The organism is Streptomyces sp. NPDC006372, assembly GCF_040612515.1.
Taxonomy (GTDB): domain Bacteria; phylum Actinomycetota; class Actinomycetes; order Streptomycetales; family Streptomycetaceae; genus Streptomyces.
Window position 1 is genome coordinate 389,746 of record NZ_JBEXQJ010000002.1, and the last position, 17,880, is coordinate 407,625.

Genomic DNA, 17,880 nt, shown 5'->3' on the forward strand with positions numbered 1-17,880 from the left:
CTTACAGCTTCATCAGGCTGGCGTCGTCGACCGAGGCCGAGTGGCGGGCACGGAACAGGGACACGATGATCGCGAGCCCGACCACGACCTCCGCGGCGGCGACGACCATCGTGAAGAAGGCGATGACCTGCCCGTCGAGGTTGCCGTGCATCCGGGAGAAGGCGACGAACGCGAGGTTGCAGGCGTTGAGCATGAGCTCGATGCACATGAACACCACGATCGCGTTGCGCCTGATCAGCACGCCGGTCGCGCCGATCGTGAACAACAGGGCCGCGAGATAGAGGTAGTTGACCGGGTTCACTTCGACGCCTCCTCGGGCCGCTTGAACGTGGCCGGCTCGATGGCCTTCCGCTCCAGGCGCTCCTCGGCACGCTGCTCCAGGGCCCGCAGGTCGTTGAGCGCCTCCTGCGACACGTCCCGGATCTGGCCCCGCTCGCGCAGCGTCTTGCTGACGGTGAGGTCGGACGGGGTGCCGTCGGGGAGCAGGCCCGCGATGTCGACCGCGTTGTGCCGGGCGTACACACCGGGCGCCGGCAGCGGCGGCAGGTACTTGCCCTCGCGTACGCGCTCCTCGGCGAGCTCCCGCTGTGTCTTGGCGCGCTCGGTGCGCTCGCGGTGGGTGAGCACCATGGCGCCGACGGCGGCCGTGATGAGCAGGGCACCGGTGATCTCGAACGCGAAGACGTACCGGGTGAACAGGAGGGCGGCGAGGCCCTGCACGTTGCCCCCGGCGTTCGCCTGGCCGATGCCGTTGAACTCCTTGAGGGAGGCGTTGCCGATCCCGGCGAGCAGCAGGATGCCGAAGCCGAGACCGCACAGCAGGGCCAGCCAGCGCTGGCCCTTGATGGTCTCCTTCAGGGAGTCCGCCGCGGTGACGCCGACGAGCATCACCACGAACAGGAACAGCATCATGATCGCGCCGGTGTAGACGATGATCTGCACGACGCCCAGGAAGTAGGCGCCGTTGGCGAGGTAGAACACCGCCAGGATGATCATGGTTCCGGCGAGGCAGAGGGCGCTGTGCACAGCCCTCTTCATGAGGATCGTGCACAGGGCGCCGATCACCGCGACGGTGCCGAGGATCCAGAACTGGACAGCCTCTCCGGTGGAGGTGGAGTAGGCGGCGAGCTGGGTGGTCATCGGCCGATCACCTTCTCCGACGCCGGCTCGGTCCCGCCGAAGGTCGAGTCGGCCTCCTGCACGACCTCGCCCTTGGAGTGGGCGACCTGCTGCTCGGTGCCGGGCGCGGCCTCGGTGACCAGGCCCCGGTAGTAGTCCTGTTCGTCCATGCCCGGGTAGATGGCGTGGGGCGAGTCGACCATGCCCTCCTCCAGACCGGCGAGCAGCTGCTCCTTGGTGTAGATGAGGTTGGCCCGGCTGGAGTCGGCGAGCTCGAAGTCGTTCGTCATCGTGAGCGCGCGCGTGGGGCAGGCCTCGATGCACAGGCCGCACAGGATGCAGCGGGCGTAGTTGATCTGGTAGACGCGGCCGTACCGCTCGCCCGGCGAGTAGCGCTCCTCGTCGGTGTTGTCCGCGCCCTCCACGTAGATCGCGTCGGCGGGGCAGGCCCACGCGCACAGTTCGCAGCCGACGCACTTCTCCAGGCCGTCCGGATGGCGGTTGAGCTGGTGCCGTCCGTGGAAGCGCGGAGCCGTGGTCTTCTGCTGCTCGGGGTACTGCTCGGTCAGCCGCTTCTTGAACATGGCCTTGAAGGTCACGCCGAAGCCGGCCACGGGGTTCTGGAAACCGGGCTTGGTGTCCTTCGGTTCCTCAGCCATCGGACGCCTCCTTTCCATCCGTAGATCCGCCCAGAGATTCGTCACTCTGAGTATCGGGGCCACCACTGACAATCAGCTCCCGGTCGCGGCGCGAGCGGCGTCGCGGAACCGGCGGAAGCTCCTGTCCGGGCAGCGGCGGCACGGGGAATCCGCCCGCCATCGGGTCGAAGGCCGCCGGGGTCCCGGCCGGCCGGGCGTCCTGCTTGGACTTCTCGCGGAACATGTCCGCGACGAAGGAGAGCACCAGCAGGGCCAGCACGCCGCCGCCGACGTAGAGGGCGATGTCGCCGAAGTCGTAGCCCTCGTTGCGCAGGGCCCGCACGCTGGCGACGAGCATCAGCCACACCAGCGAGACCGGGATGAGGACCTTCCAGCCCAGCTTCATCAGCTGGTCGTAGCGGACGCGCGGCAGGGTGCCGCGGATCCAGACGAACATGAACAGCAGCAGCTGGACCTTGACCGTGAACCAGAGCAGCGGCCACCAGCCGTGGTTCGCGCCCTCCCAGAAGCCGCTGATCGGCCACGGGGCGCGCCAGCCGCCGAGGAAGAGCGTGGTGGCGACCGCCGAGACGGTCACCATGTTGACGTACTCGGCGAGCATGAACATCGCGAACTTGATCGACGAGTACTCGGTGTTGAAGCCGCCGACCAGGTCGCCCTCGGACTCCGGCATGTCGAAGGGGGCGCGGTTGGTCTCGCCGACCATCGTCACGATGTAGATGACGAAGGAGAGCGGCAGCAGGACGATGTACCAGCGGTCCTGCTGCTGTTCGACGATCGCCGACGTCGACATGGACCCGGAGTAGAGGAACACGGAGGCGAAGGCGGCGCCCATCGCGATCTCGTAGGAGATCATCTGCGCGCAGGAGCGCAGGCCGCCCAGCAGCGGGTAGGTCGAGCCGGAGCTCCAGCCGGCGAGGACGATGCCGTAGATGCCGACCGAGGCGACCGCGAGGACGTACAGCAGCGCGATCGGCAGGTCGGTGAGCTGCATCGTGGTGCGCTGGCCGAAGATCGAGATCTCGTTGCCGGCCGGGCCGAAGGGGATCACCGCGATCGCCATGAAGGCAGGGATGGCCGCGACGATCGGCGCGAGGACGTACACCACCTTGTCCGCGCGCTTGACGACGACGTCCTCCTTGAGCATCAGCTTGATGCCGTCGGCGAGCGACTGGAGCATGCCCCAGGGGCCGTGCCGGTTGGGGCCGATGCGCAGCTGCATCCAGGCGACGACCTTGCGCTCCATGACGATGGAGATCAGCACGGTCACCATCAGGAAGGCGAAGCAGAACACCGCCTTGATGGCGACCAGCCACCAGGGGTCGGTGCCGAACATCGAGAGGTCTTCTGCGGCGAGGTACGGGCTCATGCCTCCACCTCCTTGGGGGCCTCGCCGGCGAGGGTCGCCGGGCCGATGCGGACGAGGGAGCCGGGCCGCGCCCCGGTGTCGGAGGCGACGCCGGCGCCGGTGGAGTTCAGCGGGAGCCATACCACCCGGTCGGGCATCTCGCTGATCTGAAGCGGGAGCTCGACGACTCCCCGGGGGCCGGTCACCGCGACCAGGTCGCCTTCCCTGACGCCCGCCTCGGCGGCCGTCGCGGCCGACAACCGCGCGCGTGCGGCGTGCCGGGTGCCGGCGAGCGCCTCGTCGCCCTGCTGGAGGAGGCCCTGGTCGAGCAGCAGCCGGTGCCCGGCGAGAACCGCCTCCCCGGCGGCCGGGCGGGGCAGCGCTCCCGCGGTCTCCAGGGGCTCGGTGGCCCGCGGGCCGTCCCAGGGGCCGAGCCGGTCGATCTCCGCGCGTACGGTGCGCAGATCGGGCAGTCCGAGGTGGACGTCCATGGCGTCGGCGAGCATCTGCAGCACACGTGCGTCGCCGGGTGCGAGGCGGCGGATCATCTGATCGGGCTTCAGCGCCGCCTCGAAGAAGCGGACCCGGCCTTCCCAGTTGAGGAAGGTCCCGGCCTTCTCGGCGACCGCCGCGACCGGCAGGACGACGTCGGCCTTGCGGGTGATCTCGCCGGGCCGCAGTTCGAGCGAGACCAGGAAGCCGACCTCGTCGAGTGCGGCACGCGCGCGTGCCGGGTCGGGCAGGTCGTCGATCTCCACGCCCGCCACCAGCAGCGCCTGGAGCTCTCCGGTCGCGGCGGCCTCGACGATCTGGCCGGTGTCGCGGCCGTAGCGGTGCGGCAGTCCGGCGACACCCCAGACGGCGGCGACCTCGTCACGCGCGCGGGGGTCGGTGGCCGGACGCCCGCCCGGCAGCAGCGACGGCAGCGCGCCCGCCTCGACGGCACCGCGCTCCCCCGCCCGGCGCGGGATCCACACCAGCCGCGCCCCGGTCGCGGAGGCGGTCCGCACGGCGGCGGTCAGGCCCCCGGCCACCGCGGCCAGCCGCTCGCCGACGACGATCACGGCGCCCTCGGCGCGCAGCGCCTCGGCGGCGAGCGCACCGCCGTCCTCCAGACCGACGCCGCTCGCGAGTGCGTCCAGCCACTCGGTCTCGGTGCCGGGAGCCGCCGGCAGCAGCGTGCCACCGGCCTTCTCCAGACCCCGGGTGGCGTACGTGGCCAGCGAGAAGACCTTCTGCCCGTGCTTCCGCCAGGCCTTGCGGAGCCGCAGGAAGACGCCGGGCGCCTCCTCCTCCGCCTCGAACCCGACCAGCAGGACCGCGGGCGCCTTCTCCAGGGCGGTGTACGTGACGCCCGTACCGTCGAGGTCCCGGCCTCGCCCGGCCACCTGGGCGGCGAGGAAGTCGGCCTCCTCGCTGCTGTGCACGCGCGCACGGAAGTCGATGTCGTTGGTGTCGAGCGCCACGCGCGCGAACTTGCTGTACGCGTAGGCGTCCTCGATGGTGAGGCGGCCTCCGGTCAGGACGCCGGTGCGGCCCCGGGAGGCCAGCAGCCCCTGGGCCGCGATCTGCAGCGCCTCCGGCCAGGAGGCCGGTTCCAGCTCACCCTCGGCGTTGCGCACCAGGGGCGTCTCGAGCCGGTCCCGCTGCTGCGCGTACCGGAACCCGAACCGGCCCTTGTCGCAGATCCACTCCTCGTTGACCTCGGGGTCGTTCGCCGCGAGCCGCCGCATGACCTTGCCGCGCCGGTGGTCGGTGCGGGTGGCGCAGCCACCGGAGCAGTGCTCGCAGACCGACGGGGAGGACACCAGGTCGAACGGGCGGGAGCGGAATCGGTACGCCGCCGAGGTCAGCGCGCCGACCGGGCAGATCTGGATGGTGTTGCCGGAGAAGTACGACTCGAACGGGTCGCCCTCGCCGGTGCCGACCTGCTGGAGCGCACCCCGCTCGACCAGCTCGATCATCGGGTCGCCCGCGACCTGGTTGGAGAACCGGGTGCAGCGGGCGCACAGCACGCACCGCTCGCGGTCGAGCAGCACCTGCGTGGAGATCGGGACGGGCTTCTCGTAGGTCCGCTTGCGGCCCTCGAAGCGGGATTCGGCGTCGCCGTGCGACATGGCCTGGTTCTGCAGCGGGCACTCGCCGCCCTTGTCGCAGACCGGGCAGTCCAGCGGGTGGTTGATGAGCAGGAGCTCCATCACACCCTTCTGGGCCTTCTCGGCGACCGGCGAGGTGAGGTGGGTCTTGACCACCATGCCGTCGGTGCAGGTGATGGTGCAGGACGCCATGGGCTTGCGCTGGCCCTCGACCTCGACGATGCACTGGCGGCAGGCGCCGGCCGGGTCGAGCAGGGGGTGGTCGCAGAACCGGGGGATCTCGATGCCGAGCTGCTCGGCGGCCCGGATGACCAGGGTGCCCTTGGGCACGCTGATCTCCGCGCCGTCGATCGTCAGCGACACGAGGTCCTCCGGCGGGACCGCCGCCTCTCCCCCGCCTGAGGGAGCGTTGGTGGTCACGGTCATGCGGTCACCTCCGTGCGGTCGGCCCAGGCCGTCGACCTGGCCGGGTCGAAGGGGCAGCCCCGGCCCGTGATGTGCTGCTCGTACTCCTCGCGGAAGTACTTCAGCGAGGAGAAGATCGGCGAGGCGGCGCCGTCGCCGAGGGCGCAGAAGGACTTGCCGTTGATGTTGTCGGCGATGTCGTTCAGCTTGTCGAGGTCGGACATCTGTCCCTTGCCGGCCTCGATGTCGCGCAGCAGCTGCACGAGCCAGTACGTCCCTTCGCGGCAGGGCGTGCACTTGCCGCAGGACTCGTGGGCGTAGAACTCGGTCCAGCGGGTGACGGCACGGACCACACAGGTCGTCTCGTCGAAGCACTGCAGAGCTTTTGTGCCGAGCATGGAACCCGCGGCGCCCACTCCTTCGTAATCAAGAGGGACGTCGAGATGCTCGTCGGTGAACATCGGGGTCGAGGAGCCGCCCGGCGTCCAGAACTTGAGGCGGTGCCCGGGGCGCATCCCGCCGCTCATGTCGAGGAGCTGGCGGAGCGTGATCCCGAGCGGTGCCTCGTACTGGCCGGGGCTGGCGACATGGCCGCTGAGGGAGTAGAGCGTGAAGCCGGGCGACTTCTCACTCCCCATCGACCGGAACCAGTCCTTGCCCCGGTTCATGATCGCGGGAACCGAGGCGATGGATTCGACGTTGTTCACCACAGTCGGGCACGCGTAGAGGCCCGCGACAGCGGGGAAGGGGGGACGAAGCCGCGGTTGGCCCCGGCGGCCTTCGAGCGAGTCCAGCAGTGCGGTCTCCTCACCGCAGATGTACGCGCCCGCCCCCGCGTGCACGGTGATGTCGAGGTCGAGTCCGCTGCCCAGGATGTTCTCGCCGAGGAAGCCCGCCTCGTAGGCCTCGCGCACGGCGGAGTGCAACCGCCGCAGTACGGGGACGACTTCCCCCCGCAGATAGATGAAGGCGTGCGACGACCTGATGGCGTAACACGCGATGATCATGCCCTCGATGAGGCTGTGCGGGTTCGCGAAGAGGAGCGGGATGTCCTTGCACGTCCCCGGCTCCGACTCGTCGGCGTTGACAACAAGATAGTGCGGCTTGCCGTCCCCCTGGGGAATGAACTGCCACTTCATCCCGGTGGGGAAGCCCGCGCCGCCGCGTCCGCGCAGACCGGAGTCCTTGACGTACGCGATCAGGTCGTCCGGCGACATGGCGAGCGCCTTGCGCAGCCCCTCGTAGCCGTCGTGCCGCCGGTACACGTCCAGCGTCCAGGACCTGTCCTCGTCCCAGAAGGCCGACAGCACCGGGGCGAGCAGCTTCTCGGGGCTCATGTCTTTCAGCTCGGGTGCCAAGGTCATCACTCCCCCTCCTCGGCGGTAGGCCCGGCCGGGTGGGCCGGGTCGGAGGCCGACGTGTCCTGCGGCGCGTCGTGCGAGCTCAAGTGCTCCGTCGGTGACGGGTCGTGCGGTGCCTCGGTGCGGGCCGCCTCACCGCGCGGATGCACGACGCGCGCGGAGCCGCCCTCCCCCTTGGCGAGCTTCAGGCCGACCAGGGAAGCGGGCCCGGCGCTCCCCCCGGACTCGACGGCTCCGTCCCTCTCGTCGGGGAAGCCGGCGAGGACCCGCGCGGTCTCCTTGAAGGTGCACAGGGGCGCCCCGCGGGTGGGCGTGACCGGCCGTCCGGCGCGCAGGTCGTCGACGAGGCGCTTGGCGCTCGACGGGGTCTGGTTGTCGAAGAACTCCCAGTTGACCATCACGACCGGCGCGAAGTCGCAGGCCGCGTTGCACTCGATGTGCTCCAGGGTGACCTTGCCGTCGTCGGTGGTCTCGCCGTTGCCGACGCCGAGGTGCTCCTGGAGCTCCTCGAAGATCGCATCCCCGCCCATGACGGCGCACAGGGTGTTGGTGCACACCCCGACCTGGTAGTCGCCGCTCGGCCGGCGCCGGTACATGGTGTAGAAGGTGGCGACCGCGGTGACCTCGGCCGTGGTGAGGCCGAGCATCTCCGCGCAGAACCGCATGCCGGTGCGCGTGACATGGCCCTCCTCGGCCTGCACGAGGTGCAGCAGCGGAAGGAGGGCGGACCGGGAGTCCGGGTAGCGGGCGATGACCTCGCGCGCGTCGGTCTCCAGCCGGGCCCGTACGTCGTCCGGGTAGGCGGGTGCGGGCAGTTCGGGCATGCCCAGGCTGACGCCCCGCTCGGAGGATGAGGTGGTCACCGGTCGACGCCTCCCATCACGGGGTCGATGGACGCGACGGCGACGATGACGTCGGCGACCTGGCCGCCCTCGCACATCGCCGCCATGGCCTGCAGGTTGGTGAAGGACGGGTCCCGGAAGTGGACCCGGTAGGGGCGGGTGCCGCCGTCGGACACGACGTGCACCCCGAGCTCGCCCTTGGGCGACTCGACCGCCGCGTACGCCTGTCCCGGCGGGACGCGGAAGCCCTCGGTGACCAGCTTGAAGTGGTGGATCAGGGCCTCCATGGAGGTGCCCATGATCTTCTTGATGTGGTCGAGGGAGTTGCCGAGCCCGTCGGGGCCCAGGGCGAGCTGGGCCGGCCAGGCGATCTTCTTGTCGGCGACCATGACCGGGCCGGGCTGGAGCCGGTCCAGGCACTGCTCGACGATCCTGAGCGACTGGCGCATCTCCTCCAGCCGGATCAGGAAGCGGCCGTAGGAGTCGCAGGTGTCGGCGGTCGGGATCTCGAAGTCGTACGTCTCGTAGCCGCAGTACGGCTGGGTCTTGCGCAGGTCGTGCGGCAGGCCGGTGGAGCGCAGGATCGGGCCCGTCGCGCCGAGGGCCATGCAGCCGGCCAGGTCGAGGTAGCCGACGTCCTGCATACGGGCCTTGAAGATGGGGTTCCCGGTGGCGAGCTTGTCGTACTCCGGGAGGTTCTTCTTCATCTTCTTCACGAACTCGCGGATCTGGTCCACCGCGCCGGGCGGCAGGTCCTGGGCGAGTCCGCCGGGGCGGATGTACGCGTGGTTCATCCGCAGGCCGGTGATCAGCTCGTAGATGTCGAGAATGAGTTCACGATCACGGAATCCGTAGATCATGATCGTGGTGGCGCCGAGTTCCATGCCGCCGGTGGCGATGCACACCAGGTGCGACGACAGCCGGTTCAGCTCCATCAGGAGCACGCGGATGATCGAGGCCCGGTCCGGGATCTGGTCCTCGATGCCGAGGAGTTTCTCGACGCCGAGGCAGTACGCCGTCTCGTTGAAGAACGGCGTCAGGTAGTCCATGCGCGTCACGAAGGTGGTGCCCTGCGTCCACGTGCGGTACTCGAGGTTCTTCTCGATGCCGGTGTGCAGGTAGCCGATGCCGCAGCGGGCCTCGGTGACGGTCTCGCCGTCGATCTCCAGGATCAGGCGGAGCACGCCGTGGGTGGATGGGTGCTGCGGGCCCATGTTGACGACGATGCGCTCGTCGTCGGCGCGGGCCGCGGTCTCGACGACCTCGTCCCAGTCGCCGCCGGTGACCGTGTAGACGGTGCCCTCGGTGGTCTCGCGAGGAGATGCGTGCGAGGTGCTCATGAGTACGACCTCCGCTGGTCCGGAGCCGGGATCTGGGCGCCCTTGTACTCGACGGGGATGCCGCCGAGGGGGTAGTCCTTGCGCTGCGGGAAGCCCTGCCAGTCGTCCGGCATCATGATCCGCGTCAGGGCGGGGTGGCCGTCGAAGACGATGCCGAAGAAGTCGTACGTCTCGCGCTCGTGCCAGTCGTTCGTCGGATAGACCGAGAACAGCGACGGGATGTGCGGGTCGCTGTCGGGGGCGCTGACCTCCAGGCGGATCACCCGGTTGTGGGTGATCGAGCGCAGGTGGTAGACGGCGTGCAGCTCGCGGCCCTTGTCGTTCGGGTAGTGCACGCCGCTGACGCCGGTGCACAGCTCGAAGCGCAGGGCCGGGTCGTCGCGCAGGGTGCGGGCGACGAGGAGCAGGTGCTCGCGCTCGATGTGGAAGGTCAGCTCGTCGCGGTCGACGACCGTCTTCTCGATGGCGTTGTCCGGGAGCAGGTCCTGCTCCTCCAGGGCGCCCTCCAGCTCGTCGGCGACCTCGTCGAACCACCCGCCGTAGGGGCGGGTCGCCGGTCCCGGGAGCCGGACCGAGCGGACCAGGCCGCCGTAGCCGGAGGTGTCGCCGCCGTTGTTCGCGCCGAACATGCCGCGCTGGACCCGGATCTCCTCGCCGCCCTCGCCGCGCCGGCCGGGGAGGTTGGAGGCCGACAGGTCCTTCTCGGGGTTCGGGCCGTTGGTGCCGTTCGCGTCGCTCACCGCAGCAGCCCCTTCATCTCGATCGTGGGCAGGGCCTTGAGCGCCGCCTCCTCCGCCTCGCGGGCGGCCTCCTCGGCGTTCACGCCGAGCTTGGAGGACTGGATCTTCTGGTGGAGCTTGAGGATGGCGTCCATCAGCATCTCCGGCCGTGGCGGGCAGCCGGGGAGGTAGATGTCGACCGGGACGATGTGGTCGACGCCCTGGACGATCGCGTAGTTGTTGAACATGCCGCCCGAGGAGGCGCAGACCCCCATGGAGATCACCCACTTGGGGTTCGGCATCTGGTCGTAGACCTGCCGCAGCACCGGCGCCATCTTCTGGCTGACCCGGCCGGCGACGATCATCAGGTCCGCCTGCCGCGGCGAACCCCGGAAGACCTCCATGCCGAAGCGCGCCAGGTCGTAGCGCCCGGCGCCGGTGGTCATCATCTCGATGGCGCAACAGGCGAGTCCGAACGTGGCCGGGAAGACGGACGACTTGCGCACCCAGCCCGCGGCCTGCTCGACGGTGGTCAGCAGGAAGCCGCTCGGCAGCTTTTCTTCGAGTCCCATGACGTGTGGCCCCTCAGTCCCATTCCAGGCCGCCGCGCCGCCATACGTACGCGTACGCGACGAAGACGGTGAGCACGAAGAGCAGCATCTCCACGAGCCCGAAGATCCCCAGGGCGTCGAAGGTGACGGCCCAGGGATAGAGGAAGACGATCTCGATGTCGAAGACGATGAAGAGCATCGCCGTCAGGTAGTACTTGATGGGGAAGCGCCCGCCGCCGGCCGGCGTGGGGGTCGGCTCGATACCGCACTCGTAGGCCTCGAGCTTGGCCCGGTTGTACCGCTTGGGCCCGATCAACGTGGCCATGACCACGGAGAAGATCGCAAAGCCTGCCCCGAGGGCTCCCAGTACGAGGATGGGCGCATAAGCGTTCACCGCTCCTCGCTCCTCTCAGTCGGCACTGACTGCTGGCGGTTTGCATCGGGCTCACATCCGCCCCACCCGTCCCGCGAACCCCGCCCGCCCCGGCGAAGATCGGGAACATGTGAAGCAGGTCACAAGCCCAACCGCGTGCATCTTATGCCCGACGCTCTGTGATCTGCGACACGGGGTATTGCACAAGCTTTGTGATCTCTGCCACCTGACGATCGATCATGAAGTCGGATGAGCGGTGATCTTCACACGCGAAGCGTCCGAGTGATCACCAGAGGTGACATTTTGGCCAGTCGCCGCAGGCCGGAGGGGGCGTCTCAATATCAAGAGAGTTCCCTTGCATGCAAATTGGCGATGGACTCGATCTCCTGATAGAGGCGCGTTCACACATCAGGGGGCTCACGGAGCGGGGTGTGGACGCGTGCATTCGTTCACGATCTTCGCGAGGCCGTGATCCGGTCGTGATCTACGGCGCCGGACGCGGCCGGACCGGCGGTCGTTCCGTGACGTGCGCCACACCCATGAGAGGCCCATGAGAACGGGGCTTGGCCAATCAACCCAACCGATGGTAGGTCCGGAGCAATTCGGGCGTATTGATCAAAGACCGTGATCACAGCCTCGTAACAGGCCGCCCGCAATGTCCGTTACGGCGTCAATAAAGAGCCTCGAGCGGGGGTTTTGGGGTGCTGTTTGAACAACTGTGGCGCAGCACACGTTTCTTGAAGATATGAAGGAGCCCCTGGTACCGGTTGTTCCCATGTCCCACACCGCTCACATACGCAGCCACCGGAAACCCCGCCGCAGCGCGACCTCTTCGATCGCCCTGCGCGCCGGCGTTGCCGGTGGCGTTCTCAGCATGGCAGCGGCGGGTGCGTCGGCCTCGGCGAACGCCGCCGAGCCGGTGACGCAGACCATCGAACTGCCCACCCTGACGGCCGACATGTCCGCTCAGGTCGCCCAGTCCGCGGCCGCCACCCAGCAGGCGGCCGCCAACTACGAACTGCGCGCCGAGCGTGACGCCGCCGCCGCCAAGGCCGCCGCAGAGGCCAAGAAGGACCTCGCCGAGGCGAAGAAGAAGGCGGAGGCCAAGAAGAAGGCCGCCGAGGCCGCCCGCAAGGCCGCCGCCGAGCGCGCCAACCGCAGCTCCGAGCGCGCCACGCTCTCCGCGTCCGCGTCGGCGTCCGCCTCCACGTCGGTGTCGGCGCCCTCCAGCGGCAGCGTCGCGACCGTCATCGCGTTCCTCAAGGCCCAGGTGGGCGACGCCTACGTCATGGGCGCCACCGGTCCCAACGCCTGGGACTGCTCCTCCCTCGTGCAGGCCGCGTACAAGCAGGTTGGTGTGGACCTGCCGCGCGTCTCGCAGGACCAGTCGATGTCCGGCACGGACGTCCCGCTGTCCAGCGTCCAGGTCGGCGACATCCTCTACTGGGGCGGCAAGGGCTCCGCGTACCACGTGGGTGTCTACATCGGGAACGGCCAGTACCTGGACGCGGCCAACCCGTCCAAGGGCGTCGTCATCCAGGACCTGTCGGGCTACCCGGCGTCGGGCGCGGTCCGCGTCCTCTGACGTCACACGTACGGGCTTGAGGGCCGCTGCCGCTACGGGGGCAGCGGCCCTCCCGTGCTGTCTGTGCCTCTCCTGCCGCCCTGGCGGCGTTCTCCCGGCCTGTCCGGGCCGGAGTGGGTCCCGGGGTCGGCTGAGTCCCTTCCAGGGCGCCCTGAGGGGCTCCTGGGGCTTTCTCCCGCGTGGCCGGACTCCTCCTGGGACGGCTGCGGATCTTCTGCTCTCATGAGCGCCGGTCAGCAGAACCGACACCCGAGGAGAGACAGATGCCCAGCGTCTTCGTACAGGGACGGCCCGTCGACGCGTACCCGCGGCTCGCGCCCGAGGCCCGGCGCGGGAAGGTCCGGCGGATCACCGAGACCGGTGAGGAGGTCCTGCACAAGCCGTGCCGGGACGTCACCGAGTTCGGCCCGGACTCAGGGGCTGTCGTTTGGATCACGCCGCAGACGCGGGGTCCGGCACGCACATCTGCCGCCGATTTCCTGCGACCTGATCCAAACGACAGCCCCTGACCGCACTCATCGACGACATGTTCCTGACCATGTACATCGCGGACGGAGCCGGGCTCGCCGCGAACCAGGTCGGCGTCGACCTGCGGCTGTTCGTCTACGACTGCCCGGACGACGACGGCGTGCGACACGTCGGGCACGTCGTCAACCCGGTCCTGGAGCCGCTCGACGCCTCGCGCAGGAGGCTCCTCGACGACTCGGAGGGCTGCCTCTCCGTCCCCGGCGCGGTGATGGACGTACCGCGCCCGGACCGGGCCGTCGTCCGCGGCTGCGACAGGGACGGCGCACCGCTCGTCATCGAGGGCACCGGCTACTTCGCCCGCTGCCTGGCGCACGAGACCGACCACGTGAACGGTCAGGTGTACCTGGACCGGCTGTCCGGGCGGGAGCGCAAGGAGGCCCTGCGGCAGATGGCGGACCGGCGGGAGGAGGTGCTCGCGCGCCGGGCCGCCAACGTCGAGGCGTTGAACGCCTGATCAGGCCTTCGGCGCCACCTTGCTCAGGCCGTTGATGATGCGGTCCATCGCGTCGCCGCCGGTCGGGTCGGTGAGGTTCGCGAGGAGCTTCAGCGTGAACTTCATCAGCAGCGGGTGCGTGAGACCGCGCTGCGTGGCGATCTGCATGACCTTCGGGTTGCCGATCAGCTTCACGAAGGCACGGCCGAGCGTGTAGTAGCCGCCGTAGGTGTCCTTGAGCACGCGCGGGTAGCGCTGGAGGGCCATCTCGCGGCCGGCCGGCGTCGGCCGCGCGTGGGCCTGGACGATGACGTCGGCGGCGATCTGGCCGGACTCCATGGCGTAGGCGATGCCCTCGCCGTTGAAGGGGTTCACCAGGCCGCCGGCGTCGCCGACCAGCAACAGCCCCTTCGTGTAGTGCGGCTGGCGGTTGAAGGCCATGGGCAGGGCGGCGCCGCGGATGGGGCCGGTCATGTTGTCGGGGGTGTAGCCCCAGTCCTCCGGCATGGACGCGCACCAGGCCTTCAGGACCTCGCGCCAGTCCAGCTCCTTGAAGGAGTCGGAGGTGTTCAGCACGCCCAGGCCGACGTTGGACGTGCCGTCGCCCATGCCGAAGATCCAGCCGTAGCCGGGAAGCAGACGGTCCTCGGGGCCGCGGCGGTCCCACAGTTCGAGCCAGGACTCCAGGTAGTCGTCCTCGTGCCGCGGGCTGGTGAAGTACGTCCGCACCGCCACGCCCATCGGGCGGTCCTCGCGGCGGTGCAGGCCCATCGCGAGGGACAGGCGGGTGGAGTTGCCGTCGGCGGCCACGACGAGCGGCGCGTGGAAGGTGACCTCGCGCTTGTCCTCGCCGAGCTTGGCGTGCACGCCGGTGATACGGCCCGTGCGGTCGTCGACGATCGGCGCGCCCACGTTGCAGCGCTCGTACAGCCGGGCGCCCGCCTTCTGGGCCTGCCGGGCGAGCTGCTCGTCGAAGTCGTCGCGCTTGCGGACGAGACCGTAGTCGGGGAAGGAGGCGAGATCCGGCCAGTCGAGCTGGAGCCGCACCCCGCCGCCGATGATCCTGAGGCCCTTGTTGCGCAGCCAGCCGGCCTCTTCCGAGATGTCGATGCCCATGGCCACCAACTGCTTGACGGCACGCGGCGTGAGGCCGTCGCCGCAGACCTTCTCGCGCGGGAACGCGGTCTTCTCCAGCAGGAGGACGTCGAGTCCCGCCTTGGCGAGGTGGTAGGCGGTGGTGGAGCCGGCCGGCCCCGCGCCCACGACGATCACATCGGCGGTGTTCTCGGAGAGGGGCTCGGTCACGTCGGTCACGGCGGGATCTCCCCAAGGTTCGGAATCTGGTGCCGACCGGCACTGGACATGGGCAGTCTATGCAGCAGCATTCGTCACCCGGCTGAAGGGCTGCCTCCGTGAACCGAGCTCTCCCCGCTGTACGGCTCCGTGTTCCCACCCACGAGGACGCGTTCGTCTGGCACCGGATCTTCGACGACCCGGACGTCATGGAGTTCCACGGCGGCAGGTCCGCCGAGCTGTCGGTCTACGAGGAGCTCACCGCGCGCCAGCGCCGGCACGACGCGGAGCTCGGCTTCTGCCTGTGGACCGTGCTCGACGGGTCCGGGCAGGTCATCGGCTTCACCGGGGCCCAGCCCTGGGAGCAGAGCTGGGGCCCGGCGGGCGAGATCGAGATCGGCTGGCGGCTCGGCCGGGAGCACTGGGGCAAGGGGTACGTCACCGCGGCCGCGCGGCAGACCCTGGAGCGGATGCGGGCGGCCGGCGTACCGGGCGTGGTGGCGATGGTCGATGCCCGCAACACCCGGTCCGTGGCGGTCACGCGGCGCCTGGGCATGCGCCTGGCCGAGACGTTCACGACGCCGGCCTCGGAGCGGACGGGCCACTGCTACCGCCTCGACCTCCGGAGACCGTCCGCTGACGCTGCGTAGTCGACTGTCACAGAAAGACACCTGTCGCTTCCGGCCGGTGCGGGGCGGGAGTTACCCTTCCCGTACCGCTGGGGGTGACATCTGTGCAGATAACCCGCAAAACACCCGAAGTGCATGTACCGCGTCTGGTCGGCCTGATGGCCGTGGACGCGCGGGAGACGGCCCGGGCGCGGGGCCTGTTCCTCAACGCACCGGACCGGCCCGACTTCCATCTCGCCGTCGTCGACTACGTCGTCCGCCAGTACCCGCAGCCCGGGGCGGAGGTGCCGCGTGACTCGATGGTCTACGTGTGGTTCGACTTCGGTCCCGGCGAGGGCGGCGGAGGCGTGCACGAGCCGCGGATCCCGCGGCCGCCCGGGGGCGGCCTCCGACGCGAGCTGGACGAGCCGGGCGACCCGTACATGGTCCCCAGCTCCTCGTGAGGGTCAGCTCTCCTTGAAGCCCCGGTGCAGGGCGACGATCCCGCCGCTCAGGTTGCGCCAGGCCACCCGCGACCAGCCGGCCTTGCCCAGCCGCTCGGCGAGGGCGGGCTGGTCGGGCCAGGCGCGGATGGACTCGGCGAGGTAGACGTAGGCGTCGGGGCTGGAGGACACCGCCCGGGCGACCGGCGGCAGGGCGCGCATCAGGTACTCGGTGTAGACCGTGCGGAACGGCGCCCACGTCGGGTGCGAGAACTCGCAGATCACGATCCGCCCGCCGGGCCGGGTCACCCGGAGCATCTCGCGCAGGCCCGCGTCCGTGTCCTGCACGTTGCGCAGCCCGAAGGAGATGGTGACGGCGTCGAAGGTGTCGTCCTTGAACGGGAGCCGCGTCGCGTCGCCGGCGGTGTACGGCAGCCAGGGCTGCCGCTGCTTGCCGACCTGGAGCATGCCCTGCGAGAAGTCGCAGGGGACGACGTAGGCGCCGGTGCGGGCGAAGGGCAGCGAGGACGTGCCCGTGCCCGCCGCCAGGTCGAGGATCTTCTGCGCCGGGCGCGCGTCGACCGCCTTGGCGACCTCCTGGCGCCATCGCCGGTCCTGGCCGAGGGACAGCACGTCGTTGGTCAGGTCGTACCGTTCCGCCACGTCGTCGAACATCGAGGCGACTTCGTGCGGCTGCTTGTCCAGGGATGCGCGGGTCACGGGCCCATTCTTGCAGCACCCCCTCCGGGCAGGAGCCTCGGCTGCTTGCGTGCCGCCACGTCCTCCACCCAGCCGCACAGCAGCACGAACACCGCGATCAGCACCCAGCCCACGCCGAACATGAACCACTGGCTGTCCAGCGGCAGGTACGCCTCGAAGGCGGGCACGTCCCAGAAGCGGTCGATCAGCGGCACGGCGAGGATCAGCGCAATCTCGTGCCAGAGGTAGATCGTCACCGCGCGTGCGTTGAAGACGGTCACGAGCCGGTCCAGCCGCCGGAAGCGGGCGAGCCCCGCGAGGTCGGTCCTCAGGCGGGCCTTGGCGTACATCAGCAGCGTCACGAACCCCGCCGACCAGAAGGCCTGCGCGAGCGGGTTCTCGTCGAGGTCGTACGTGCCGTACTCGGCCTGGTGGGAGAAGGCGTACCAGCCGCCGTACGCCAGGGCGCCCAGTGCGAGCGGGACCACCGCGCCGGGCTTCAGCCGGGCCAGGACGCCGTCGTGGTGCGCGAAGCCGAGGAGCCAGCAGGACAGGAACGTCGCCAGGTCCGTGAGCGCGCTGCCGAGGCGGCCGTCCGGAGGCTGCCAGGCGTAGGTGCAGGCGACGATCGGGACGAGGGACGCCAGCAGGACCGGGACGGGCGCGAGGCGGAACGTCTTCAGCAGGAGCGGGGAGAGCAGCACGAACCACAGGTAGGCCCGCAGGTACCAGAGGATCTCCCAGGCCTGCTCGCCCCAGGCGCTGCCCGGTGGGTCGCCGAGCGGCACCACCCAGTAGACGATCTCCCGGCCCGGCATCCAGCCGCGCACCAGCATCGCGCCGACCACGAACACGCCCCAGAACCAGAAGGGCGGCAGCAGCCGGCGGACGCGGCTCTTGATCACCACGGGCGCGGGGCGCTTCAGCGATCTCGCCATGAGGGTGCCGGCGAGGCAGAACATCACCCCCATGGAGGGGAAGAGCAGCCCGGCCCAGGCCCACCCGAAGGTGTGATAGGTGACGACACGGACGAGGGCGACGGCCCGAAGCGTGTCGAAGTACCGGTCCCGCACGGGGCCTTCGGCGGGCGGACTTCCGGGCAGGTATCCCTGCGCACCCGGGCCCTCCGCACCCAGGACCACGGCGGCCGAGCCTCCGCCAGGCGGACCTCCGGCGGACAGGCCTCCGCAAGGCAGGCCTCCGGCGGCCGGGCGCGGGGTGGCCGAGCCTTGGGCGGCCGGGCCCCCGACAGCCGAGCCACCGGCAGGCGAGCCCTCGGTGGCAGGGCCCGCGGTGGCCGAACCCCAGACGGACGGACCCCCGACAGGCGAGCCCCCGGCGGACCGGCCCGGAGTGGCCGAACCCCAGACGGGCGGACTCCCGGCGTCCGGGCCCCCGGCAGGCGAGCCCCCAGCGGACAGACCCTCGACGGGCAGGCCCCCAGCAGGCGAGCCCCCAGCGGACAGACCCTCGACGGG

Annotated in this window: 17 protein-coding genes and 1 pseudogene; 4 read left to right on the forward strand and 14 right to left on the reverse strand. The window is 70.0% G+C overall.

Going from position 1 to position 17,880, the window contains the following annotated elements; all coding sequences use genetic code 11:
• Nucleotide 1 precedes the first annotated feature (1 nt).
• From nuoK to ABZ016_RS06280, 11 genes are read right to left on the reverse strand one after another with little or no spacing between them, the layout of a single operon-like run.
• Nucleotides 2-301: an NADH-quinone oxidoreductase subunit NuoK gene (gene nuoK / locus ABZ016_RS06230; RefSeq protein ID WP_031141126.1), complete on the reverse strand. Its 300-nt coding sequence runs from the start codon at nt 299-301 to the stop codon at nt 2-4.
• On the reverse strand, nt 298-1,140 hold the full coding sequence (locus ABZ016_RS06235; RefSeq protein WP_356915343.1) for an NADH-quinone oxidoreductase subunit J: 843 nt from the start codon (nt 1,138-1,140) through the stop codon (nt 298-300). Before ABZ016_RS06235 ends, nuoK begins: the two co-directional genes overlap by 4 nt.
• The gene (nuoI, locus tag ABZ016_RS06240) at nt 1,137-1,778 is read right to left on the reverse strand and encodes an NADH-quinone oxidoreductase subunit NuoI (RefSeq protein WP_039933457.1); all 642 of its coding nucleotides are present in this window, start codon (nt 1,776-1,778) and stop codon (nt 1,137-1,139) included. Before nuoI ends, ABZ016_RS06235 begins: the two co-directional genes overlap by 4 nt.
• Nucleotides 1,771-3,147: an NADH-quinone oxidoreductase subunit NuoH gene (gene nuoH, locus ABZ016_RS06245; RefSeq protein ID WP_356915344.1), complete on the reverse strand. Its 1,377-nt coding sequence runs from the start codon at nt 3,145-3,147 to the stop codon at nt 1,771-1,773. Before nuoH ends, nuoI begins: the two co-directional genes overlap by 8 nt.
• Nucleotides 3,144-5,648 (reverse strand): NADH-quinone oxidoreductase subunit G, encoded by a 2,505-nt coding sequence (locus ABZ016_RS06250; RefSeq protein ID WP_356915345.1) that lies wholly within the window; start codon nt 5,646-5,648, stop codon nt 3,144-3,146. Before ABZ016_RS06250 ends, nuoH begins: the two co-directional genes overlap by 4 nt.
• On the reverse strand, nt 5,645-6,994 hold the full coding sequence (gene nuoF / locus ABZ016_RS06255; protein WP_356915346.1) for an NADH-quinone oxidoreductase subunit NuoF: 1,350 nt from the start codon (nt 6,992-6,994) through the stop codon (nt 5,645-5,647). The genes ABZ016_RS06250 and nuoF overlap by 4 nt, the downstream gene beginning before the upstream one ends.
• Nucleotides 6,991-7,851 carry an NADH-quinone oxidoreductase subunit NuoE gene (gene nuoE / locus ABZ016_RS06260; protein WP_356915347.1) on the reverse strand — a complete coding sequence of 287 codons (861 nt, stop codon included), beginning with the start codon at nt 7,849-7,851 and terminating at the stop codon, nt 6,991-6,993. Before nuoE ends, nuoF begins: the two co-directional genes overlap by 4 nt.
• Nucleotides 7,848-9,170: an NADH-quinone oxidoreductase subunit D gene (locus tag ABZ016_RS06265; protein ID WP_356915348.1), complete on the reverse strand. Its 1,323-nt coding sequence runs from the start codon at nt 9,168-9,170 to the stop codon at nt 7,848-7,850. Before ABZ016_RS06265 ends, nuoE begins: the two co-directional genes overlap by 4 nt.
• The gene (locus tag ABZ016_RS06270) at nt 9,167-9,910 is read right to left on the reverse strand and encodes an NADH-quinone oxidoreductase subunit C (protein WP_356915349.1); all 744 of its coding nucleotides are present in this window, start codon (nt 9,908-9,910) and stop codon (nt 9,167-9,169) included. The genes ABZ016_RS06265 and ABZ016_RS06270 overlap by 4 nt, the downstream gene beginning before the upstream one ends.
• The gene (locus ABZ016_RS06275) at nt 9,907-10,461 is read right to left on the reverse strand and encodes an NADH-quinone oxidoreductase subunit B (protein WP_018528252.1); all 555 of its coding nucleotides are present in this window, start codon (nt 10,459-10,461) and stop codon (nt 9,907-9,909) included. The genes ABZ016_RS06270 and ABZ016_RS06275 overlap by 4 nt, the downstream gene beginning before the upstream one ends.
• A 13-nt stretch (nt 10,462-10,474) precedes the next feature.
• On the reverse strand, nt 10,475-10,834 hold the full coding sequence (locus tag ABZ016_RS06280) for an NADH-quinone oxidoreductase subunit A (protein ID WP_003992243.1): 360 nt from the start codon (nt 10,832-10,834) through the stop codon (nt 10,475-10,477).
• Nucleotides 10,835-11,558: 724 nt separating this feature from the next.
• On the opposite strand from ABZ016_RS06280, the gene ABZ016_RS06285 reads away from it, so the two are divergent.
• Complete coding sequence (locus tag ABZ016_RS06285; protein ID WP_356915350.1) at nt 11,559-12,398, forward strand: C40 family peptidase; 840 nt, start codon at nt 11,559-11,561, stop codon at nt 12,396-12,398.
• A gap of 263 nt (nt 12,399-12,661) precedes the next feature.
• A pseudogene (gene def, locus ABZ016_RS06290) lies at nt 12,662-13,380 on the forward strand (peptide deformylase).
• On the opposite strand, the gene ABZ016_RS06295 reads toward def, so the two are convergent.
• Nucleotides 13,381-14,673, reverse strand: a complete 1,293-nt coding sequence (locus ABZ016_RS06295; RefSeq protein ID WP_356915351.1) for a geranylgeranyl reductase family protein — start codon at nt 14,671-14,673, stop codon at nt 13,381-13,383.
• Nucleotides 14,674-14,771: 98 nt separating this feature from the next.
• Between ABZ016_RS06295 and ABZ016_RS06300 the strand changes: the two genes are divergently transcribed.
• Both ABZ016_RS06300 and ABZ016_RS06305 read left to right on the forward strand, forming a co-directional pair.
• Nucleotides 14,772-15,302, forward strand: coding sequence for a GNAT family N-acetyltransferase (locus tag ABZ016_RS06300; RefSeq protein WP_356915352.1), 531 nt, complete (start codon nt 14,772-14,774; stop codon nt 15,300-15,302).
• A 110-nt stretch (nt 15,303-15,412) separates the two neighbouring features.
• A complete protein-coding gene (locus tag ABZ016_RS06305; RefSeq protein ID WP_356915353.1) occupies nt 15,413-15,724 on the forward strand; it encodes a PASTA domain-containing protein in 312 nt (103 codons plus the stop codon).
• Nucleotides 15,725-15,727: 3 nt separating this feature from the next.
• Here ABZ016_RS06305 and ABZ016_RS06310 read toward each other — a convergent pair whose 3' ends face one another.
• Nucleotides 15,728-16,423, reverse strand: a complete 696-nt coding sequence (locus ABZ016_RS06310) for a demethylmenaquinone methyltransferase (RefSeq protein ID WP_356915354.1) — start codon at nt 16,421-16,423, stop codon at nt 15,728-15,730.
• Nucleotides 16,420-17,505 (reverse strand): acyltransferase, encoded by a 1,086-nt coding sequence (locus tag ABZ016_RS06315; RefSeq protein WP_356915508.1) that lies wholly within the window; start codon nt 17,503-17,505, stop codon nt 16,420-16,422. The genes ABZ016_RS06310 and ABZ016_RS06315 overlap by 4 nt, the downstream gene beginning before the upstream one ends.
• Nucleotides 17,506-17,880 lie beyond the last annotated feature (375 nt).